Raw genomic sequence first — 20,282 nt, forward strand, 5'->3', positions numbered from 1 at the left:
ATGGTAGAATAAGGAATATCAATGCAAGGTAATGAAATGGCAACTATTAGATTAAACTGTGATATGGGTGAGAGTTTTGGTATTTGGAAGATGGGTTTAGATGATCAAGTTATGCCTTATATCGATATGGCAAATTTAGCTTGTGGTTTTCATGCAAGTGATGCTGTAACTATGAATAAATCAGTAGCTCTTGCAAAGCAAAACAATGTAACAATAGGTGCTCATCCCGCATATCAAGATTTAGTAGGTTTTGGAAGAAGAACAATGCAATGTTCTTTAGAAGAAATAAAATCAATAGTTTTATACCAATTAGGTGCATTAAGTGCTTTTTGTAAAGCTCATAAAACAGCAATATCTTATGTAAAACCACATGGTGCTTTATATAATGACATGATGAGAGATGAGAATATTTATAAGGCAATTGTAAGTGCTATTGCTTCTTTTGATAAAAATATAAAAATTATGATTTTATCAAGCCCTAAAAATGAAGCCTATAAACATACAGCACTTTTATATGGAATAAATGTAATTTATGAAGTATTTGCAGATAGAAACTATAATGATGATGGAACACTAGTTTCAAGAACAAGAGAAAATGCAGTAATTCATGATGAATTGGATGTGGCTGAGAGAATTGGTACTTTAAAGAACTATGGTTATTTACATAGTGTAAGTGGGCAAAAACTTTATATGGCGGTTGATACTATTTGTGTTCATGGGGATAATGAAAAAGCATTATCATTTATAAAGCTACTTAAAAAAGCGATGACATAATGCAGTTTAAAGTAGCATCTGTAGATTCCTTGATTATTTATTTTGGAGATGAAATAGCCCAAGATGTGGCTTTGAAAGTAAAAAAAGCTTATCAAGGCTTAAAGAGTTTAAAGCTTGAGGGTTTAATAGAAATAATTCCTTCATACACTTCGATTTTTATAAGCTATGATATTTTTAAATATGATTATGAGAGTTTAGTAAAGCTTTTAAAACAAGAAATAAATCTTGATTCAAAAATAGAGTTTGAAGAAAAAATAGTAACTATTGATACATATTATGACCCTGAAGTTGGTCTTGATTTAAAAGATATGGCTTTTAAAACTAATCTTAGTATTGATGATATTATTGGAATTCATTCAAATAAACTTTATGATGTATATGCAATTGGTTTTTTACCAGGCTTTGCTTATTTAGCAAGCGTGGATGAGGCTATAGCAATGCCAAGATTAAGTACTCCAAGAAAACAAATACCAAAAGGCTCTGTTAGTATTGCAGATACTCAAACAGCAGTTTATCCACAAGCAAGTCCTGGGGGCTGGAATATTTTAGGTCGTACTGCTCTTGAACTATTTGATAGAAGTTTAGATACTTTATCTCCTTTAAGTGTTGGTGATAAGGTAAAGTTTAATCCTATTACAAAAAAAGAGTTTTTAGCACAAGGGGGAGTTTTATGAGTTTAGAAATAATCAACTCTCCTATTTTTGCAACCATTCAAGATAAAGGAAGATTCGGCTTTAATTCAATTGGAGTTACAAACTCAGGAGTTATGGATGAGTATGCTTATTTAATAGCAAATAAACTTTTAGAAAATAGCGAAGATGAAAATATAATTGAAATAGCTTTTTCAAACGTAGAGTTTAAAGCTTTAAAAGATATAAAAGTTGCTCTTACAGGAGCTAAGTGTGAGTTTTTTATCAATAACACTTTGTATCCAACTTGGCAAACTTATAGTGTCAAAGCTGGCGATATAATAAAAGTTGGGAAGATAGAAGAGGGTGCTAGAGTTTATTTTGGTGTTAAAGGTGGCTTTGATATTAAAAAAGAGTTTGGTAGTAATTCAACAACACTAAAAGAAAAACTTGGTGGAATAAATGCAGATAGATTACAAAAAGGTCAAATCTTAGAGTCTAAGAAAATTAATGAATTTTATAATATTAGATTAAAAGAAAAATTTGTTCCTAAATATGAAGATACTTTAGAGCTAAGGGTAATCTTGTCTTATCAAGATGAATTTTTCTATAAAGAGGAAATAGCTAAGTTTTTCTCTTCAATTTACACAGTATCAAATGAATTTAATAGAATGGGTTGTAAGCTTCAAGGTGAGCCTGTTTCTTGTAGTATTGATGGAATTATTTCTGAGGGAATTGGATTTGGTTCAATTCAAATACCAAGTGATGGACAGCCAATCATTTTACTTAAAGATAGACAAACAATAGGTGGTTATCCTAAAATTGGCTCAGTTTTAAGTATAGATTGTTTTAAATTAGCTCAAGCAAAACCAAAAACAAAAATAAAATTTAAGCCTATAGAAATTAAAAAAGCCCAAGACATAGTAAAAAAGTTTTACTCTTCTTTACGATAAAAGAGCTTCAAGAAGCTCTTTTGAGTCCGTCCCTTTTTCATAAGCTTTGATTTTATATTCAAAATTAGCTTTTAAAACAATACCTGATTTACTTTTTAAAGTGCTATTTGCTAAAAGTCTTTTTATATTATTGATTAGACTTTGTGCATCTTTTTGTGTTTTATCACTAAAAAGAACTAAAAATTTGTTGTTTAGAAATCTTACTATTTCAAATTCACATTTGTCATCTTCTAAATGTTTTTTTAGGAAATTACAAATGAAAATAAGTAGATTATTTGAGATTACATCTCCATACTCTTTTTGAACATAATTATAATCAACTAAATCAACCATAGAAATAATTCCATTGTTTTTGAAATAAGTATTTTCGTCTAAAACTTCATTGTACAGCCATTTTCTATTATATGAACTTGTTAAATCGTCTAAGAAAATTTTTTTATTTAGTTCTTGAATCTCTTTTTCTAAGTCATCCATATGTTTATAAATACTAGTTAAGGCATCGGTGTCTTTATCCTCAATAGCCTTTTTTGTATCTTTTGCAACTTTTTTAAGCTCTTTTGCATTGTTTGCCGTAATATCCATATAGCTTTCAATTGTATTAAAGTCTTCAATAATTAGTTCATTTATCTCATTATTAAATTTTTCATCATTAAAATCTATTTCTAAAGTTTTTGCATTTTTATTAAACTTTTCAAAATAAATCGATGGCATAATTATTTCATTGTTTAATAGCTCATTTATAGTAAGATTTGTAATCTTTCTAAGCTCTTTTTTCATTTCTTTTCTCCGATTATATTCCCAATTGGCTGGGGTTTACCTATGTAGTAGCCTTGCGAATAGTCAATTCCAACAGCATTTACATATCTTAATATTTTTAAATCACTTACAAACTCTGCAACTGTTTTTATATTTTGTTGTTTACAAAAGTGAACAATACTTTTAATTAGGTTTAAATAAATCTCTTCGTTTATTTTCTTTATTAGTGAACCATCAATCTTAATATAATCTACATTTAGATTTAAGATATATTCATAGTTTGAAAAACCTGTACCAAAATCATCAATAGCTATTTTAACTCCATATTTTTTAACTTTTGCAATAAATTCGTTTACTATATTGTAATTAGAGATTTTTTCACTCTCTAAAATTTCAATTGTAAGGTACTCACCGATATGATTTGTATTTATCTTTCCAATAATTGACTTTTGTACATAAGGGTTTAAAATATCTGTATAGTCAAGATTTATACTAATGTGAATTTTGTATTTTATGATATAGTCAACAACTTTATCTATTAGCAGTTCCATTAGTTTATGATAAAGTCTTGCTTTTTTAGCTTTTTGAATAAAAACAAAAGGAGATAAAACATTCCCTTCTTTATCAAAAACTCTCATTAAAGCTTCATATTTATAAAGTTCTTCTGTATCTGAGTCTACAATTGCTTGTAAATATGGTTCAACAAGTTTGTTCTCTATATTGTAAGTTAGAAGCTCTATAATATTTTCATTACTATGGTCATTTTCATAAAGTTTTGCATCATAATATGTAAAATGTATATTGTTTATTTTTGCATTGTATAAGGCTTTTTCAGCATAAACTCTTAAGTAAGAGTCTTTTGATTTAGAACAACCAATAGTAATATCAATATTAATAGGTGTTTGCTTTGTTTTAAGATTGAAATTATGGTTGATTACTTTTTTAAATATAAGCTTTCTAATTTCTGTAATTTCTTCTTGTGTTAAATTATCGTAAAGGGTTAAAGAAAAAACATCAGCATGTAAGTTTTTAAGTTCTGTATAGATATTTCTTTTAAGGGATTTTTTTATTAATTTCGTTATTTTATTTTTTAAAAGGCTTTTTAATTGATTAATTATAAAATCACCATTTTTAAATCCGTAGATTGCATTAATATCCTTCATATAAAGGATATCAATCAAAAATAGAGTTTTTACATTTTTTTTATGTATTTGTTTGTATATAAAACCATTTAAAAACAAAAATTAACCTTATTTAAAGAAAGATAAATCATTATATATAATTTATCTTTAAGAATTGTAAAAAATTTAAATAAAAGTTATCAAATTTACAATTTTTATAAAGCTTTTTTGTAAAAACTTTTATTTAATACTATTTTTGATAAAATCCAGCAACTATATAAGATAGGATTTAAATAAATGAAAAAGATAAATATAAAAGATTTATATATTGATATTGATTTAATACAACTTAATGAATTTATAAAAGTAAATAAAACAATAATTATTGATTATAAGGGTAATTTACTCTCTGAAAATGAGAATAAAGAGGCTGTAGTGTTTATATCATCAAAACTTGATGAATTAAAGCGTATAAATGATTTAAAGCTATTAGGAACAACTCTTTTTGAAAAATATAAGCCTGTAGTTTCTGGAACAAACTGTAAAATAAAACCTTTAAATAATTGGCAAGAAATTATTGATTTTAATAGAAAAACAATGCTTTACTTTGATCATCAAAGTGATGGGGTTGAAATCTTTGAAGATTCCATTTTAGAAGATTATGGATGGCATGCTAGTGCCCTAGAAGTAAACTACAGACAAATCAGTGATTTTATAGAAGAAAACTGTGAAGGTGTTTTATTATGCTATGATAATGAAATACAATTTAGTGGTTTTGCAATAGAAGATAATATTGAAGATTTAAGATCTTCTGTAAAAAAGTTTATTATAGAAGAAGCTAAGAAAAATATTGAAACAAATGTTGTTGATTTAGATGATGAAGATGCTCAAGAAGCTTGTGAGTTTTTTGGTATAGAGGAATAAAATGGAAGAATTGATTAGAGACTGGGGCTATATAGCTCTTTTTGCTTACTCATTTGGTGGTGGCTTTGTTGGTTTAGTATTTGCAGGGATTTTATCTTATGCAGGTGATTTGAACTTATTTATTTGTATTTTAGTAGCAGGGGTATCAAACTTTTTGGGTGATCAGTTTCTTTTCTTTTTAGCTAGAAAAAATAAAGCATATGCAAAAGATATGATGAAAAAATATGGAAGAAAAATTGCAATGGCACATTTACTTATGAGAAAATATGGCTCATTTGTAGTATTTTTCCAAAAATATGTTTACGGTATTAAAACTTTAATACCACTTGCAATGGGGCTTACAAAGTATTCAGGAATAAAGTTTTCTATTTTGAATATATTTGCAACAGCTCTTTGGGCAACTGTAGTAGGTTATGCATCTTACGCAGCAGGTGAGGTTATCTTAAGTTCAGCAGATGAGTTTAAGTATGTTGGTTTAGGAATTGTAGCAGTAATACTTCTTACAGTTTCTTACTATTTTAGAAAAATATAAAGGCTATAAAATTTCTACATTTAATAAATTAAATTTAAAAGATGAGTTTGTAAAAAACTTAGACTCATTAGAGTATAAACAAATGACAAAGATACAAGAACTATCTTTACCACATACTTTAGACAATAAAGATATTATTGCTAAAGCTAAGACAGGTTCAGGAAAAACAGTAGCTTTTTCAATACCAATAGTAAATAAATTAGATGTTAAAAAGTTTAAAATACAGTCTTTAGTTTTAGCTCCAACAAGAGAACTTGCAAACCAAATAGCACAAGAAATAAGAAAATTGTCACGTCATATTCATAATGTTAAGGTTTTAACTTTAACAGGTGGAGTTCCATTTAAACCTCAAGTAGCTTCACTTTTCCATGGGGCACATATAATTGTAGGAACACCAGGAAGAGTACTACAACATATTAAAGAAGAGAATATAAACTTCGAATCTTTAAATACATTTGTTTTGGATGAAGCAGATAAAATGCTTGATATGGGATTCTTTGATGATATCAAACTTATTATTGATGAGCTTCCAAAACAAAAACAATCTATGCTATTTTCAGCAACTTATGAAGAAGGAATTGAAAGTCTTGCTTCATTTGTTTTAAATGAGCCTATAAAAGTTGAAGTTGAAGATGAAGAAAAAGTTAACATAAAACAGGTTTTATATAAAGCAGATGAAGCTGTAAAAACTTCAATACTTCCATCACTAATTAGTTCAAATGAAGCTAATACTACTTTGATATTCTGTAATACAAAAGTTAAATGTGATGAGTTAGCAGATGAATTATATGACTTAGGTTTAGATGTTTTAACTTTACATTCTGATTTAGAACAAAGAGATAGGGATGAGGTTATAACTTTATTTGCAAGTAAATCTTATCCTATTTTAATAGCAACAGATGTAGCTTCAAGAGGTTTACATATTGATGATATTGATTTAGTAATAAATTATGATTTAGCAAGGGATGAAAAAGTTCATACCCATAGAATAGGAAGAACTGCAAGAGCTGGTAAAGGTGGTATGGCTATATCTTTATACGAAGCTTGGGAAGAAGAAAAAATAGAAGATTTAAAAGAGTTTTTTGATGATATTAAATTTGATGAAGTTTCAAATATAATAGAAAACCCATCTTTTAAAATTGATAGTGATTATAGAACACTCTTTATAAATGGTGGTAAAAAACAAAAACTAAGAGCAGGGGATATTTTAGGTGCTTTAACAGCAGGACTTGGTCTTGAAAAAACAAGTGTGGGAAAAATCACATCTTATGATTTTTGTTCATATGTTGCTGTTAAAAAAGAAGATATAAAAAAAGCACATGATGGATTAAGTAATAAAAGAATTAAAGGAAAATATTTTAGAGTTTTCATAAAATAACTTATTTCAAAAAGTAACCAAGTTTATAAAAGTGAAGGTATAACTATTTAAATTCTTCACTTTTAGAGCTTTTTAAATATAATTTAAATAGCTAGAGGAAAGATGATACATATGATAAATAAAATTTTAAACTATTTTCTACTTAAAAATACACTTTTTCTTAAAATTATTTTAGTGTTTACTCTACCTGCACTTGGTATGCTTTATTTTAGTACAGTTTTAGTGTATGAAAAAGTTCAAACTTTAAACGAAGTAAAAAATGTACAAAAAAATATTGACTACACCTTAATCTCACAAAAATTGATTCATTCTTTACAGCTTGAAAGGGGAATGAGTGCAATATATATTAATTCAAAAAAGAATATAAAGCAACTTAATCAACAAAAAGCATTTGTAAACAAGGCATATGAAAATTACTTAAATAAAACACTTAATCTTAAACTAAATAGTAAAACAATTGAAAAAATAAAAGATATCAAATTAAAACTTTACAAACTAGAACCAATAAGACAGAGTGTTTTAAATGTAAATAGAAATGAAGTAGGTCTGATTTTTCAAGAGTATACACACATAATCAATTATCTAATAAATAGTTTAACAAGTATAAAACCTGTAAATTCAGCTACAAGCTTTAATAATAGATTTTCATACTTAGTAAATCTACTTGTACTAAAAGAAAACATGTCTATTCAAAGAGGCATTATTGCAATGGCTATTGCAAGTAATAAAATAGAGCAAAAGACATTAAACGAATTACAAAAAAATAGTGTATTAGAACAAGAAAATATAAAACAGTTTTTAGTAAAAGCAAGCAATGAAGAAGTAGAAAGATTAAATACTCTTTTAAATTTAAATGAAACAAAAAAAATTAATGAAATAAAAAACTCTTTATTAAATAATAAAATTCCTACAGATATAACAGTTAAAAAGTGGTGGGAAATTGCAAGTGTTAAAATAGAAGCTTTAAGTGATATTTATAATTTTGTGGTTCTTCAAACTTCTAAATACTCAAAAAGTTTGCAAACAGAAGCATATATGGCTCAGATATTTAGTTTGGCATTTTTACTTGTATCTTTTTTAACATTAATTAGTCTTTTCTTTGTTTTAAGAAGTATTGTTTCAAATGAACAAAAAAGTTTTAATAAAATTAAAAAACAACAAGAAGTTTATAAACTTTTAAATAAAACAAATAAATTTTTAATAAAAATCAATGATGAAAAAGAGTTGTTTTCTGAAATATGTAAATTGATTTATGAAAATAAAAATATGTCTTTTGGTTTTATTTATAAAATAAAAAGACATAATAACTTTAAACTTATTGCTCAAGAGGGTGAATTAAAAGATATTTTAAATGAAAAGTTTAGGCGTGAAGAAAAAAGAGACAATTTAGTAAAAAAAGTATTAGAAATAAACAATAATGTTATTGTAAATGATTATGAAGAAGAAAACATTTCACTTTTAAATGATGTAGCTACAACTTATGATATAAAATCTGCTGCTGCCTTTGCTATAAAAAAGTTTAAAAAAATTGATGCTGTTTTAGTTTTATATTCAAATGAAAAAGAGTTTTTTGATGAAGAAATAGAAATTCTTTTTGGAAAAATGATAAATGATATGAGTCATACTTTAGAAAGAATTGAGTATGAAAAAACAAGAAAAGAACAAGAAGATGAATTAAGGCTTGCTTCTTATGCTTTTGAATCAAATGAACCTATGATTATCACAGATAAAGATACATTTATAATTAATGCAAATAATGCTTTTTGTAAGGTTATGGGTTATAGTAAAAATGATGTGATCGGAAGACGTCCTAGTATGTTTAAATCAAAACATCAAGATAAAGAGTTTTATAATAAACTTTGGTATGATTTAACAAAAAATGGCTCGTGGTCTGGTGAGATTTATAATACAAAAAAAGACAAACAAAAAATACCTTTAAGATCAACTATTACAGCAATCAAAGACAATGAAGGACTTGTAACTCACTATTTAGGACAGTATATTGATATTAGTGAGCAAATAGATAAGCAAAAAGTATTAGAGTATCAAGCAACTCATGATAACCTAACAGGACTGCCAAATAGATTATTATTATTAGATAGAATTGAACATGCAATTACAAAGACTATAAGACATGATATTGTTGGAGGTCTTATTTTTATAGACCTTGACAACTTTAAACAAATCAATGATACTCTAGGACATGATGTAGGTGATAAGCTTCTATTTGCAGTTGCTCAAAAGCTAAAAGAAAGTATTAGACAAGAAGATACAATAGCAAGAATTGGTGGAGATGAGTTTATTGTATTAGTTGATTGTATTGGTTCAAATAGTGATGAAGCGAAAGAGAACTTAAGTAATTTAGCTCAAAAAATAAAAGAGTCTTTAAATAGTATAGAGTATATAGATGGACATAAAAATATATCAACTCCAAGTATTGGTGTTACTTTATTTAAAGACTCATCTGTAACGGCAAGAGATATTATAAAACAAGCAGATACCGCAATGTATGCAGCTAAAAAACAAGGTAAAAACTCAGTAGAGTTTTTTAATTGATTTATGCTAGAATTTTGCTTTTAAAAAATATAAGGAATTAAAATGAAATCAGCAAGTGCAAGACACTTATTAGTAGAATCAGAAGAATTATGTAATGAATTAAAACAAAAAATTGCAAATGGTGAAAAGTTTGAAGATATTGCGAAAGAGTATTCAAAATGTCCATCAGGTGCACAAGGTGGAGATTTAGGTACATTTTTCCAAGGTCAAATGGTTCCAGAATTTGATAAAGTAGTATTTAACGATGAATTAAATGTAGTTCATGGACCAGTACAAACTCAATTTGGATACCACTTATTAGAAACAACTGCTAGAAATGACTAAATAAAAGAGAGTTTTACTCTCTTTTATACTTTTAAATAAGATAACTTTACTCCTCTTTAAGAAAAACCTATTATAATATATTTATGCAACTTAGTTGCAAAATAAAATAAATAAGAATAAATTATGGAAATTAAAAAATCAAATATTGCAAAACTTCCATCAAAACATGGAAAGTTTTTTATTAAAGCTTATAAGCAAGATAATCAAGAGCATTTAGCAATTATGAGTGAAAACTTTAATCAATTACAAAATCCTTATGTTAGAGTTCATAGTGAATGTCTAACAGGAGATGCCTTAGGAAGTCTAAAGTGCGATTGTCAAAACCAATTAGATTTGGCATTAAACTTTATTTCAAAGCAAGGTGGTTTGGTGATATATCATAGACAAGAGGGAAGAAATATAGGTTTATTAAATAAGATAAATGCCTATGCTCTTCAAGATAAGGGAAGAAATACAGTAGAGGCAAATCTAGAATTAGGCTTTGCAGAAGATGAAAGAGATTATAGTGTAGTAAAGTTTATTTTTGAAGATTTAGATATAAATAGTATTAAGCTTATTACAAACAATCCTAAAAAAATAGAATATATAAACTCAATAGGTGTAAGTATTGTTGAGAGGATTCCTGCTATTACAGAGGTAAATGAGTTTAATAAAAACTATTTAAATACTAAAAAAGAGCATTTTGGACATATGTTATAGGGGAATTACTACAGTAAATTTTGCACCTTTTAGCTTTTTGTTTTCATGTGTATATTCATGATTAGCAACACTAATAGTGCCTTTACAGTACTTTGAGATTAGCTCGTGGGACATGTAAAGGCCTATTCCCGTACCTAAAGATTTGTGCTTTGTTGTAAAATATGGTTCAAAGATTTTTGTTATTACTTCTTCCTTTATACCTTGTGCACTATCTAAAAACTCAATTTCTAAATTTTTATCTTTTTGTTTAATATCAATAAAAAAATATCTATTTTCTGTATTTATTTCTTTTTGTTTAAAAGCATCTTTTGCATTGTTGCAAATATTTATAAAGGCTTGAATTAAGATACTTTCATTTGAGTATAAATCATGATTTTTATCAATTGTAATTTGAGTTTTTATAAAATTATTCTCAAAAATATTTTGAGTAAGAGATTCTAAATCTCTAATTACTTTTTTTATACTAATAATACTCATAGACTCATTATCTGCCATAAAAAAGCTTCTAAAATCATCAATAGTCTTAGATAAGTAATTTGCTTGTTTTATGATATTATCAGAAGCTTGAATAAGCTCTTCTTTTTTTAATTCATTATTTATTTCTAGTGAAAATTTTGTTCCACTTGCGAGTGTTGTAATCACAGATAAGGGTTGTCTCCATTGATGAGCAATATTTCCAAGCATTTCACCAATTGCTGCAATTTTTGATTGATTTAAAAGAAGTTTTTGATCTCTTGTTTTTTCTTGCTCTAATAGTGACTTCTTTTTAAAAATATAAATTAGAATAGCAAATAAAATAAGTATCGATACTAGTGTATAAACTAAAATTACCATTATTTCAAATTTTTTAGATTCATCTAAAACTATTTGTTTATGAAGCTGTTTCCATTTGATTTTCTCTATGCGTTCAACTATCTTATTTACTTCTTGTTTATTATCAAAAAGATTTTTTCTATTTTGAGGATCTATATTAAGTAGATTTTCTTCTAATATTGAAATAGAGTTTAAAACATGGGTTTTTAGTTTATCTATATCTTTGTATTCTCTTAATTCAAAGGCAGATAAAAAACCAAGTGAACCTTCTAGGTAATCTACACTATCATAAATTAAGTCTTCATCACTTTTTAGAAAACCTTCAATTGCTAAGTTGTAAGCTTTTTCGTTTAAAATTGAGACTTTTAAAATATGCCTTACAGATTCATTTGTAATAAAGTTTTTTCCTACTTCATTTACTTTATGGGGTACATATTTAGTATATCCCCACCAAAAGTAAGAAACACTACAAATTATAAACATAAGTAGTAATAAAATATATAAAATTCTATTCTTCATATATTTATTTAAACTCTATACTTTTTATCATCCAAATCCATTTGGGAAGATTTTTAGCGAAGTTTTCATTCGCTTTTTTATATTTAGGGTAAACAACTCTTAAGGGCCCTTTTTTATCATAGCCTACAATTTGTCCATTGATTCTAGTTGCTAAGAGAATATGGAATTTTTCCCACTCTTTTTTTGTGATATTTACACTATATCCATCAAGTGCATTAAAACTAATGCTTTTTGTATTTTCATTGGCAAAAAAGTTTGCAAATGTTTTTAAATCAACACCAGAATATTTTGTTTTTATTTTTGTATATGGATCAAGTATTTCAAAAGATTTAATACCTAAGGATTCAATAGTTTTTATAGAAACTCTTTTTTTTATATTGGGTTTTAACTCCCCAGAAAATTTTATGGTTTTTGATGAAAGTTCACTTTGTGCTAAAAGTGAAGAAAAAAAAAGACAAAAAAGTAAAAGATATTTCAATAAATACTCCAGATATTTAAATATAATTTAAAGTATAACATCTTTGATATAAAGAATACTTAATAAAATAATTAAAAAGTATCTTTATCTTCTACTTCTTCCTCCCATAAAACAGATACTCCGTACTCTTCATCAGTAATTACATATTTAAAATACTCTCCTGTTCCCTTTCTTCCATGAAGCCTTACTACAGTTTGACCATCTTGTAATAATTTTTTCATTTCTCTTTCACTAAAACTTCTTTTATTCCATCTTAAAAAAGCATTTGAGTATACTCTAAATCTACATGAGGAATCAGTTGTAAATACATACTGTTCACTTTCATCATACTCTTTCTTTGCATTTTCACATGAGTAAAGTTTTATTTTCTTACCTTGGGCTGTAATATTTTTTGAGCTAACAACACCTTTACAGTAAGGACACTCTCCTAATATCATTTAATATCCTGTTTTTTATTTGAGATTCTAGCTTAATTTTTTTAAAATCTAAAAAAATATTTCAAATTGAAAGCAAAGAGTTAAATTTCTTTACCTTCAAAATTATTTTTAGCCACATTTTGAACTACTTTTGAAGCTATTATATTTGTTTGTTTTGCAATGCTGTCAGTTTTTTGAGCAATTTTTGTATTTTCTTGGGCGTAAATATCAAGTTTGTTAACTATATCATCAATAAAGCTAATTTTTCTTTCTTGCTCTTTTGCGGCATTTGTTACATCATCAATAAGATGGTTTGTTTGAGTAACTTTTTCTTCTAAATCTTCAAAGCCTTCAATAAGAGAATCACTTATTTGTTTCCCTTCATCAGTTTTTAAAGAGGCACTCTCAACTAATGCTGTTATTTCTTTTGCCGCTTGAGCACTTCTATTAGCAAGGTTTCTAACTTCCTGTGCTACAACTGCAAAGCCTTTGCCTGCTTCGCCAGCAGTTGCTGCTTCTACTGCTGCATTTAATGATAAAATATTTGTCTGGAATGCAATTTGATCAATGATAGTAATCGCTTCATTTATTGCTTTTACTTTTTCATTTATGTCATCCATTGAAGAAGCTGTTTTTGAAGCTAAATCTTTTCCTTTTAGTGATGAATCTTTTGTAAAAGTAGAAATATCAGACATCTCTTTTGCTCTTGCGCTTGTATGGGAGATAGTTGTTGAAATATCATTAATTGCTTCTGTTGTTTCATTTAAAGCATTATTTTGTTTATGTGCATTTTCATTTAAAACTTTTACATCTGTTGTTAGTTTAGACGAACTTTCTTGTAAAGTAATACCATCACGTTGATTCGAAGTTAACATATTTGTAATCATTTTATTCATAGAGATAATTTGTTTACCAATGTCACCACTAGTTTTTTCATCCAATTTAGGTGTAAAATCATTTTTTGAGTAACTGTTTAATACTTTTGAAAGCTTATTAATATCATCACCCATAAATTTTTGTAAGTTCTCAAGCATGGTATTAATAAGTGTTTTTAATTCAGCTAAAGAGTCTGTATTAGATTGTTTCTCAATTCTTTTGTTTAAGTGACCTTCTTTTACACTATTTACTACATCTTTTACATTATTAATCAAAATATTTTCTTCTTTGATACTTTTACTTATTTCTAAAATATTATCATTGATGTTCTTTGCCATTTGTCCAAATTCATCATTTTGATTTATTATAATTTTTTCTGGGCTGTTTGATTGTTTATTTAAAAACTTAAAGAAATTATTTAAGCCATTTTGAATAGTGTTTAATTTTGTATTTAAAACTTTTGTAGAGTAAAATACCACTAATCCTATTAAAATAGTAGTTATTAAACCTGCTAAAATAGAGAAGTTTTTGATGATAAAAGCACTTTGTAAATATTCATCATTTGGAACAGATAATCCAAAACCCCAAGTTACATCAGAATTGGAAATTATAAAAGAAGTAAGATAATTAAATGAGTCTTGATTGTTATATAAAGATTTTTCATCAAAGAAAAAGTCTTTATTTTTTTGAATATTTTTTATAATCTCTTTACTTCTATTTGTTTTTGAAACATCAAAAAGGTTTTTGCCTAAAAGTTTTTCATTTGGATGGGAAATAACTGTTCCTTTTGAACTTAATATATATCCATAGCCATTATCTAGAATTTTTAGTTTAGAAACTTTTTGTACTATTTTATCAAGAGAAATATCAATTCCTACAACACCAACAAATTTTCCATTATTGTACATAGGAACTGAAACAGTTGTATTTAGTACTTCTTTATTATTTACATTAAATTTGTAAGGTTCTGTAATGTACTCTTTTTTTGTTTCTTTAGGTTTTGTAATCCAAATATTGTTTTCCAATACAGGATATTGCCAAACTAAGTTTATTTCACCATTGTTTTTCATAACATAAGGCGAGAATCTTCCTTTTTCATCGTGGGCGTATCTATTTGCCATTGAAGGAATATTTTTATAAAATGTATTTGCTTCAAAATAAGTCCAAACCCCAACAATATATGGGTTTTTCTCTAAGATAGAACTCATAAGCTCTATTAAAATAGGCTTAGAGTACATAACATCTTCTTTTAAAGCAGTTTCTAAAGAAGCACTAAATGTTTTGATTAGAACAACAGACTTTTCAATATCTCCTTTAATTTCTAAAGCATTTTTATGTCCCAGTTCTTTCATATAATCTTTTGAAATCTTTTGGGTTTCACTAAATACTTTACTTGAAATTAGAAAAGTTGATATTGTAGATAAAAATACAAGTACACCTAAAACACTAAATAATAATTTCTTACTAAAACTTAAATTATTGAACATTATTAAACCCCTAACAAAAATAGTAAAAATAATACAAAAATATTGTTTAGTGATTGTTGGTTAAGAGTTTAAATATAAAACTAAAAGAGCTTAAGAGAATATCTTAAGAATAATCTCTTTTAGCTCTTTTTTCATAGTCTCACTTAGTGTTTTTTTATTTGAGTAAATATAAAAAGGTACGGTGTTTTGCATAGAGTGTTTAAGTCTTTTTCTAAGCGTTGAAATCTCATCTATATCTATCAAAGATTCGCCATCATAAAAACAAAAGTCTTTTTGAATACCAATTTTAAATGACACTATTTGATAAGTAAGAAATAGCTCATCTTTCTTATTTTCCCATCTTTTAGTAAAGGCATCTAACTCTTTTTGAAGGGTTTTAGCTCTATTTTCTGTGATATATCCAAAACTTTCTCTAAACTTATATCTTTGAACTGTTTCAAATCCTAACTCTTTATAAAACTCATTTAGGTTTTTCCAATGGGATTTAAATCTTCTTTTTCCAAATAGAACTTCTTCAAAACAATAAAGATATTTTTTATCTTGTGTAGTTAAGATTTTCTTATCTTTTATATAAAAGTACTCTTTTTTAAATAGTGAGATTAGCCAGTTCTCATCTAGCATAGATATTGTATCAAGTTGTTTTTCCACATCTTTTTCTTCATTGAAATTCCAAAGCATTGATATATTATCTTCATTATTTGCTGATTTGATTTTGTCATTAAAGAAATTATTAGAAAGATATAAAACTACATTTTCTAAAAGAGCATCTGTCTTTGCAATGCCATGATTATAAATCACTTTTTTGTATAAATTAAATCTCATTTCTAACATATGTTCTATATCAATTAGTGACATATCAAAGAAACTTAAATAAAATTTATTCTTCTCTTCTACTAAAACAGCTTGTTTTGTGATTCTAATATGATCACTAGGACCTGTGATATATCCACTTGCAAGCATATCTCTATTTACATAATCAAGTCTATCAGCATCAACAGTACTATCTATATAATTATGTAAAACTTTAAAGTCAAAACCATTATAAACTTTTTCTTCTAATATAAATAAACACAGTTTTTTTATTAGTTTTATGTATTCTTTATCAACACTTTTTTTAAGTAGGTCTTCTACTTCATAATCAAAAAGAAGTTCTAAAAGGTTTTTCCCTATTGCTTCATGAAGTACTTCTTTTGAATCTTGTGTTATCTGCTCATATTTAGTTTTAAATTCTATTTCTTTTTTAAGTAAAACTTCTTTATTTAACTCTTTTTCTATGATTTTTCTATAAACTTTTTTTAGGGCATACTCTATTTGATGAGAGAAAGGAAGGTGCCCCACATCATGTAATAATCCAACTATTCTAATAGTTTGTAAAACAATACAATAAGAAACTCTATGAGCCTTTGATTTTGTAGGAATATTAAATTGATATAAAGCTTTGTTATCGAAATACTCCATATCTTTTAAATCAAGTTTTAAGGCATCCTCTTCAATGATTTTTAAAATTACATCTTTTAGTGAATCAAGGAAGTCGTTTTTTGTTTTTTTATTTGCATTTAAAAGAGAGTTTTTAAACATAAATGAAGCTAAATGCATAGTTCCAAGTGAATGTATAAACCTCTTTGTTGTAATAGATGGATAAGAAAAATATGCTAATGCATTTTGTGTAATAAACTGTAATCTGTTTACTATTTTTGTTTGTAATAATTTGTCTTCTAATTTTGTGTACTCTATATGATTATAGATAGTATCATTTATTAATCTATTTTGTATTTTAAATCCTTATTAGTTCTCTTTTTTCTTTTCAAAAATTCGCTCTGTAAATTGTGCATATTTACCTCTTACTGCTTTATCAAGTTCAATTGCAAACATATTAAGCTCTTCATGTTTACTACTTGTTTGCTTTAATAAAGTTGTAAGACCGTTATTGTATTTATTTAAATATAAATTATCAATTTGTCTGTTTGAACCAATCACTATAGCCATACAAGATTCATCAAGTCTTGATAGAATTAATTGTGTTGTTTTTTCACTTGAGTTTTGCCACTCATCCATGATAACTATAGCACTTGATAGAGTTCTTCCTCTAGCTTCTCCTGGCCATAAAGTTTCAATACAGTATTTTGACTGAAGTTCACTTATCTTTGACTCAATTGATTCTTTATTATCCTTATTTTCACTTTTTTTAAGTTGTTTTTTTGCTATAAATTCCAAAGTGTCATGTACAGCCATATTATAGATTCTAAATTTTTCATCATTTCCTGCAAGATAACCAATATCAGCACCTTTATCTAAAGATTCAATTGAGTTCCTAACATATACTATTTTGTCATATAGTCCTAAGTCAATAAGTCTCATGGCACTTACTATTGACATAAGTGTTTTCCCACTTCCTGCTTTTGCATCAATTACAAGTAAATCATACATATTAGATAAAATAGCTTTTGTAAATAGTTTTTGCTTTAAATTTACAGGTTTTACATTTAATGACTTAAAGTCTGTTTCTTTTAAAATATCGAGTTTACCATTGTAAACAATACCATAAGTTGAATTTCCATCAGGGCTTTCAAAACTATATGAAAAGTTTTCATATACGTAGTGTTCATCTATATTAAATATATTTTTTTTATCAAGACTATTAAAGTTACTTGAGTCAAAATCAAGTTTTTTAACAAACTCAAAGCTTGGAACAGTTGATTTATCATCATGTAAAGTCTCTGTTTTTAAACCCTTAAATAAAGCGAAAGTTCTAGCATAAACATCAAGAGATAAAAAAATAGTCTGTAAGCCTTTATAGTATTCTTGAGCAATAGATGCAACTTCTATGATTCTTTTATCATTACTTTCACTTATATGGATTTGTTCTATTTGTGTATCATAAACATCTTTTGAAATGATATGTAAGTTTAGTTCATCATTAAAAAACTTTATTACTTTAAAGCCTAGTTTATAATCAACTTCTTTTATTTTCATTTTGGCTAATAATCTAGCAAACTCTCTTGAATAAAAACCTAATTCATTTGTCAACTTCTTCTTATCTTCAAGTTCTAGTAAAACTGTTTCTGGGATTACAATATGGTTAGTTTTATTGTCAGATATTTTATAAAGATTTTGAATATTCTGTAAAATGATATTTGTGTCTAATACGTATATTTTATCTTTCATAAAAAAAGTCTAGCACATATAAGTTACAAAATAATAACAGTCTTGCATTAAAATTATACTTTAGCTATAATCATTTCCATTAAAAATAACTATTAAAAAATAAATAATTATAGGTTTTCTTGTGACTAAATTTAAGAGAAACAATATTAAAAATCTTCTAAAAACTTCATTAGACCTTGCAAATGAAGCAATCTATCTAATAGACTCAAATGGTAAAATTCTTTTAGCTAATACGACAGCATGTCAAGCTTTAGGTTATGATAAAAAAGAAGTATCAAGTTTAAATGTTTTCGATGTGGACGCTTTAGTTAAATCAAAAGATGAATATAAAGAGAAATTTGAACTATTTAAACAAAATAAATCTAATAATGCTTCTGTTATAGAATCAATACATAAGAGAAAAGACGGCACTACTTTCCCTGTTGAGATAAGTTCAAGACTAATTGATATTGATGGTAAAGAACATCTAATATCTTATGTATTAGACATTTCCCATAGGGTTAAACAAGATGAAGAATTAAAGCTTTATTTTGAGTTTATTAAAGAATCAAGTGATATGATTTTTTTAGTTGATTTTCAAAGTCAAAAAATAGAGTTTGCTAATGAGAAAGTTTGCAAGACTTTAGAATATAGTTTAGAAGAATTAAAGCAAATGAGAATTTCTCAATTAAGAGAAGGGATATTAGACTCAGCAGAAATACCAGAAGTTTTTAAAGATATAAAAAATAAGAAAAACATGATTACATATGGTAAATATATTGGCAAAAATAATAACAGTGTTTTTGTGGAAACCTCATTAAGTTTGAAAAATTATCATGGTAAAGATTATATTATGGCAATTTCTAGAGATATTAGTGAACGATTAGAGATTGAGAAACAAAGGGAAGCTTTAAATAGAAAACTTGAAAACTATAATAATACATTAAAAGAAGAAGTTGCAAAAATAAAAAGTGAACTTACTGAGTATGAAAATATCATGCAAAGACAAGCTAAGATGGCAGCAATGGGTGAGATGTTAGAAAATATCGCCCATCAGTGGAGACAGCCTTTATCAATTATTTCAGTTTTATCAACAGGGATGAAAATACAAAATGATACAGGAACACTTGATAAGCAGACTTTAACAAATGGCTTAAATGATATAAATACAAGTTCTCAATATCTTTCTAAAACTATTGATGATTTTAGTAATTTCTTTAAACCAAGCTATAAGAAAACTAAATTTAATATAAGTGAAGTTATCAAATACACAATAAATCTTACTAAAACAAATTTTAAATCTCAAAATATAAAGATAGTTGAAAATATTATAGATTTAGAAGTTTATACTTTTAAAAATGAACTTATTCAAGTACTTTTAAATATTTTAAATAATGCTGGGGATGAGCTTATAAAGTTAGATAAAAAAAGAAAACTAATTATGATAGAAACTTATGAAAATGATGAATATTTATTTATAAAAGTTTTAGATAACGCTGGCGGAATTAAAAAATCAATAGTAAATAGAGTCTTTGAGCCATACTTTACTACAAAACATAAATCACAAGGTACAGGAGTAGGGCTTTATATGTGTGAAACTATTGTAAAAAAACACATGCAAGGTTTAATTGAAGTTGAGAATAAAGAGTTTATGTTTGAAGATGATAAGTATACAGGTGCTCAATTTATATTAAGTTTACCGAAAAATTAATTTTAGCACTATGTGTTAATGAGTGCTAGTTTTTATTGAAAATTAAGTTTTATACATTTATAATTACATTAACTTTAGTCACAAACACTAAAGAGTACTTTTTTATTACGGTAAGGAGGTTGATAAGGTTTGATTAAAGGATAAAATTAAAATATAAAAAAGTGTAAAAGAGGCAATAGCACTCTATTTTTT

The 20,282-nt window shown here is 26.4% G+C and carries 18 protein-coding genes; 10 read left to right on the forward strand and 8 right to left on the reverse strand.

What is annotated here, in order from left to right; genetic code table 11:
• The first annotated feature begins 36 nt into the window (after positions 1-36).
• The 3 genes from NJU99_RS05565 to NJU99_RS05575 are packed head-to-tail and all read left to right on the forward strand — an operon-like array spanning position 37 to position 2,356.
• Positions 37-774 (forward strand): 5-oxoprolinase subunit PxpA, encoded by a 738-nt coding sequence (locus NJU99_RS05565; protein WP_254578077.1) that lies wholly within the window; start codon positions 37-39, stop codon positions 772-774.
• Positions 774-1,448: a 5-oxoprolinase subunit PxpB gene (pxpB, locus tag NJU99_RS05570; RefSeq protein WP_254577741.1), complete on the forward strand. Its 675-nt coding sequence runs from the start codon at positions 774-776 to the stop codon at positions 1,446-1,448. The genes NJU99_RS05565 and pxpB overlap by 1 nt, the downstream gene beginning before the upstream one ends.
• Entirely contained in the window at positions 1,445-2,356 is a 912-nt protein-coding gene (locus NJU99_RS05575; protein ID WP_254577742.1) for a 5-oxoprolinase subunit C family protein, read from the forward strand. Before pxpB ends, NJU99_RS05575 begins: the two co-directional genes overlap by 4 nt.
• On the opposite strand, the gene NJU99_RS05580 is transcribed toward NJU99_RS05575, so the two are convergent.
• Together NJU99_RS05580 and NJU99_RS05585 are read right to left on the reverse strand one after the other, a co-directional pair.
• Positions 2,348-3,133 (reverse strand): diguanylate cyclase domain-containing protein, encoded by a 786-nt coding sequence (locus tag NJU99_RS05580; protein WP_254577743.1) that lies wholly within the window; start codon positions 3,131-3,133, stop codon positions 2,348-2,350. The genes NJU99_RS05575 and NJU99_RS05580 overlap by 9 nt on opposite strands.
• The gene (locus NJU99_RS05585; protein WP_254577744.1) at positions 3,130-4,353 is read right to left on the reverse strand and encodes an EAL domain-containing protein; all 1,224 of its coding nucleotides are present in this window, start codon (positions 4,351-4,353) and stop codon (positions 3,130-3,132) included. Before NJU99_RS05585 ends, NJU99_RS05580 begins: the two co-directional genes overlap by 4 nt.
• Positions 4,354-4,530: 177 nt before the next feature.
• Between NJU99_RS05585 and NJU99_RS05590 the strand changes: the two genes are divergently transcribed.
• The 6 genes from NJU99_RS05590 (at position 4,531) to ribA (ending at position 10,646) form a co-directional block, all read left to right on the forward strand.
• Positions 4,531-5,157: a hypothetical protein gene (locus NJU99_RS05590; RefSeq protein WP_254577745.1), complete on the forward strand. Its 627-nt coding sequence runs from the start codon at positions 4,531-4,533 to the stop codon at positions 5,155-5,157.
• Position 5,158: 1 nt separating this feature from the next.
• Positions 5,159-5,689, forward strand: a complete 531-nt coding sequence (locus tag NJU99_RS05595; RefSeq protein WP_254577746.1) for a DedA family protein — start codon at positions 5,159-5,161, stop codon at positions 5,687-5,689.
• Positions 5,690-5,699: 10 nt separating this feature from the next.
• A complete protein-coding gene (dbpA, locus tag NJU99_RS05600; protein ID WP_254578078.1) occupies positions 5,700-7,067 on the forward strand; it encodes an ATP-dependent RNA helicase DbpA in 1,368 nt (455 codons plus the stop codon).
• 111 nt (positions 7,068-7,178) lie between these two features.
• A complete protein-coding gene (locus NJU99_RS05605; protein ID WP_254577747.1) occupies positions 7,179-9,623 on the forward strand; it encodes a diguanylate cyclase in 2,445 nt (814 codons plus the stop codon).
• 42 nt (positions 9,624-9,665) lie between these two features.
• Positions 9,666-9,947: a peptidylprolyl isomerase gene (locus tag NJU99_RS05610; RefSeq protein WP_254577748.1), complete on the forward strand. Its 282-nt coding sequence runs from the start codon at positions 9,666-9,668 to the stop codon at positions 9,945-9,947.
• A gap of 123 nt (positions 9,948-10,070) precedes the next feature.
• Entirely contained in the window at positions 10,071-10,646 is a 576-nt protein-coding gene (gene ribA / locus NJU99_RS05615) for a GTP cyclohydrolase II (protein ID WP_254577749.1), read from the forward strand.
• Here the strand turns inward: ribA and NJU99_RS05620 are convergent.
• From NJU99_RS05620 to NJU99_RS05645, 6 genes are all read right to left on the reverse strand, one after another.
• On the reverse strand, positions 10,641-11,978 hold the full coding sequence (locus tag NJU99_RS05620) for a sensor histidine kinase (protein ID WP_254577750.1): 1,338 nt from the start codon (positions 11,976-11,978) through the stop codon (positions 10,641-10,643). The two genes, ribA and NJU99_RS05620, sit on opposite strands and share 6 nt — an antisense overlap.
• Before the next feature lie 4 nt (positions 11,979-11,982).
• Entirely contained in the window at positions 11,983-12,456 is a 474-nt protein-coding gene (locus NJU99_RS05625; protein ID WP_254577751.1) for a molybdopterin-dependent oxidoreductase, read from the reverse strand.
• Between the two features lie 71 nt (positions 12,457-12,527).
• Positions 12,528-12,893: a hypothetical protein gene (locus NJU99_RS05630; protein ID WP_254577752.1), complete on the reverse strand. Its 366-nt coding sequence runs from the start codon at positions 12,891-12,893 to the stop codon at positions 12,528-12,530.
• Positions 12,894-12,973: 80 nt separating this feature from the next.
• Positions 12,974-15,235 carry a methyl-accepting chemotaxis protein gene (locus NJU99_RS05635; RefSeq protein ID WP_254577753.1) on the reverse strand — a complete coding sequence of 754 codons (2,262 nt, stop codon included), beginning with the start codon at positions 15,233-15,235 and terminating at the stop codon, positions 12,974-12,976.
• Positions 15,236-15,325: 90 nt separating this feature from the next.
• A complete protein-coding gene (locus NJU99_RS05640; RefSeq protein ID WP_254577754.1) occupies positions 15,326-16,813 on the reverse strand; it encodes an HD domain-containing protein in 1,488 nt (495 codons plus the stop codon).
• A gap of 207 nt (positions 16,814-17,020) precedes the next feature.
• The gene (locus tag NJU99_RS05645; protein WP_254577755.1) at positions 17,021-18,400 is read right to left on the reverse strand and encodes a PhoH family protein; all 1,380 of its coding nucleotides are present in this window, start codon (positions 18,398-18,400) and stop codon (positions 17,021-17,023) included.
• Positions 18,401-18,521: 121 nt separating this feature from the next.
• Between NJU99_RS05645 and NJU99_RS05650 the strand changes: the two genes are divergently transcribed.
• Positions 18,522-20,090 (forward strand): PAS domain-containing sensor histidine kinase, encoded by a 1,569-nt coding sequence (locus NJU99_RS05650; RefSeq protein WP_254577756.1) that lies wholly within the window; start codon positions 18,522-18,524, stop codon positions 20,088-20,090.
• Positions 20,091-20,282 lie beyond the last annotated feature (192 nt).

Source organism: Arcobacter roscoffensis (assembly GCF_024267655.1).
In the GTDB taxonomy this organism is placed as follows: domain Bacteria; phylum Campylobacterota; class Campylobacteria; order Campylobacterales; family Arcobacteraceae; genus Arcobacter_B; species Arcobacter_B roscoffensis.

Bases quoted from the DNA above. Each gene is read 5' to 3' on its own strand.
- NJU99_RS05605 (WP_254577747.1), top strand. From the start codon at position 7,179: ATGATAAATAAAATTTTAAACTATTTTCTACTTAAAAATACACTTTTT.
- NJU99_RS05580 (WP_254577743.1), bottom strand. From the start codon at position 3,133: ATGAAAAAAGAGCTTAGAAAGATTACAAATCTTACTATAAATGAGCTA.
- pxpB (WP_254577741.1), top strand. From the start codon at position 774: ATGCAGTTTAAAGTAGCATCTGTAGATTCCTTGATTATTTATTTTGGA.
- NJU99_RS05565 (WP_254578077.1), top strand. From the start codon at position 37: ATGGCAACTATTAGATTAAACTGTGATATGGGTGAGAGTTTTGGTATT.
- NJU99_RS05635 (WP_254577753.1), bottom strand. From the start codon at position 15,235: ATGTTCAATAATTTAAGTTTTAGTAAGAAATTATTATTTAGTGTTTTA.
- NJU99_RS05610 (WP_254577748.1), top strand. From the start codon at position 9,666: ATGAAATCAGCAAGTGCAAGACACTTATTAGTAGAATCAGAAGAATTA.
- NJU99_RS05595 (WP_254577746.1), top strand. From the start codon at position 5,159: ATGGAAGAATTGATTAGAGACTGGGGCTATATAGCTCTTTTTGCTTAC.
- ribA (WP_254577749.1), top strand. From the start codon at position 10,071: ATGGAAATTAAAAAATCAAATATTGCAAAACTTCCATCAAAACATGGA.
- NJU99_RS05620 (WP_254577750.1), bottom strand. From the start codon at position 11,978: ATGAAGAATAGAATTTTATATATTTTATTACTACTTATGTTTATAATT.
- NJU99_RS05590 (WP_254577745.1), top strand. From the start codon at position 4,531: ATGAAAAAGATAAATATAAAAGATTTATATATTGATATTGATTTAATA.
- NJU99_RS05645 (WP_254577755.1), bottom strand. From the start codon at position 18,400: ATGAAAGATAAAATATACGTATTAGACACAAATATCATTTTACAGAAT.
- NJU99_RS05575 (WP_254577742.1), top strand. From the start codon at position 1,445: ATGAGTTTAGAAATAATCAACTCTCCTATTTTTGCAACCATTCAAGAT.
- NJU99_RS05640 (WP_254577754.1), bottom strand. From the start codon at position 16,813: ATGTTTAAAAACTCTCTTTTAAATGCAAATAAAAAAACAAAAAACGAC.
- NJU99_RS05630 (WP_254577752.1), bottom strand. From the start codon at position 12,893: ATGATATTAGGAGAGTGTCCTTACTGTAAAGGTGTTGTTAGCTCAAAA.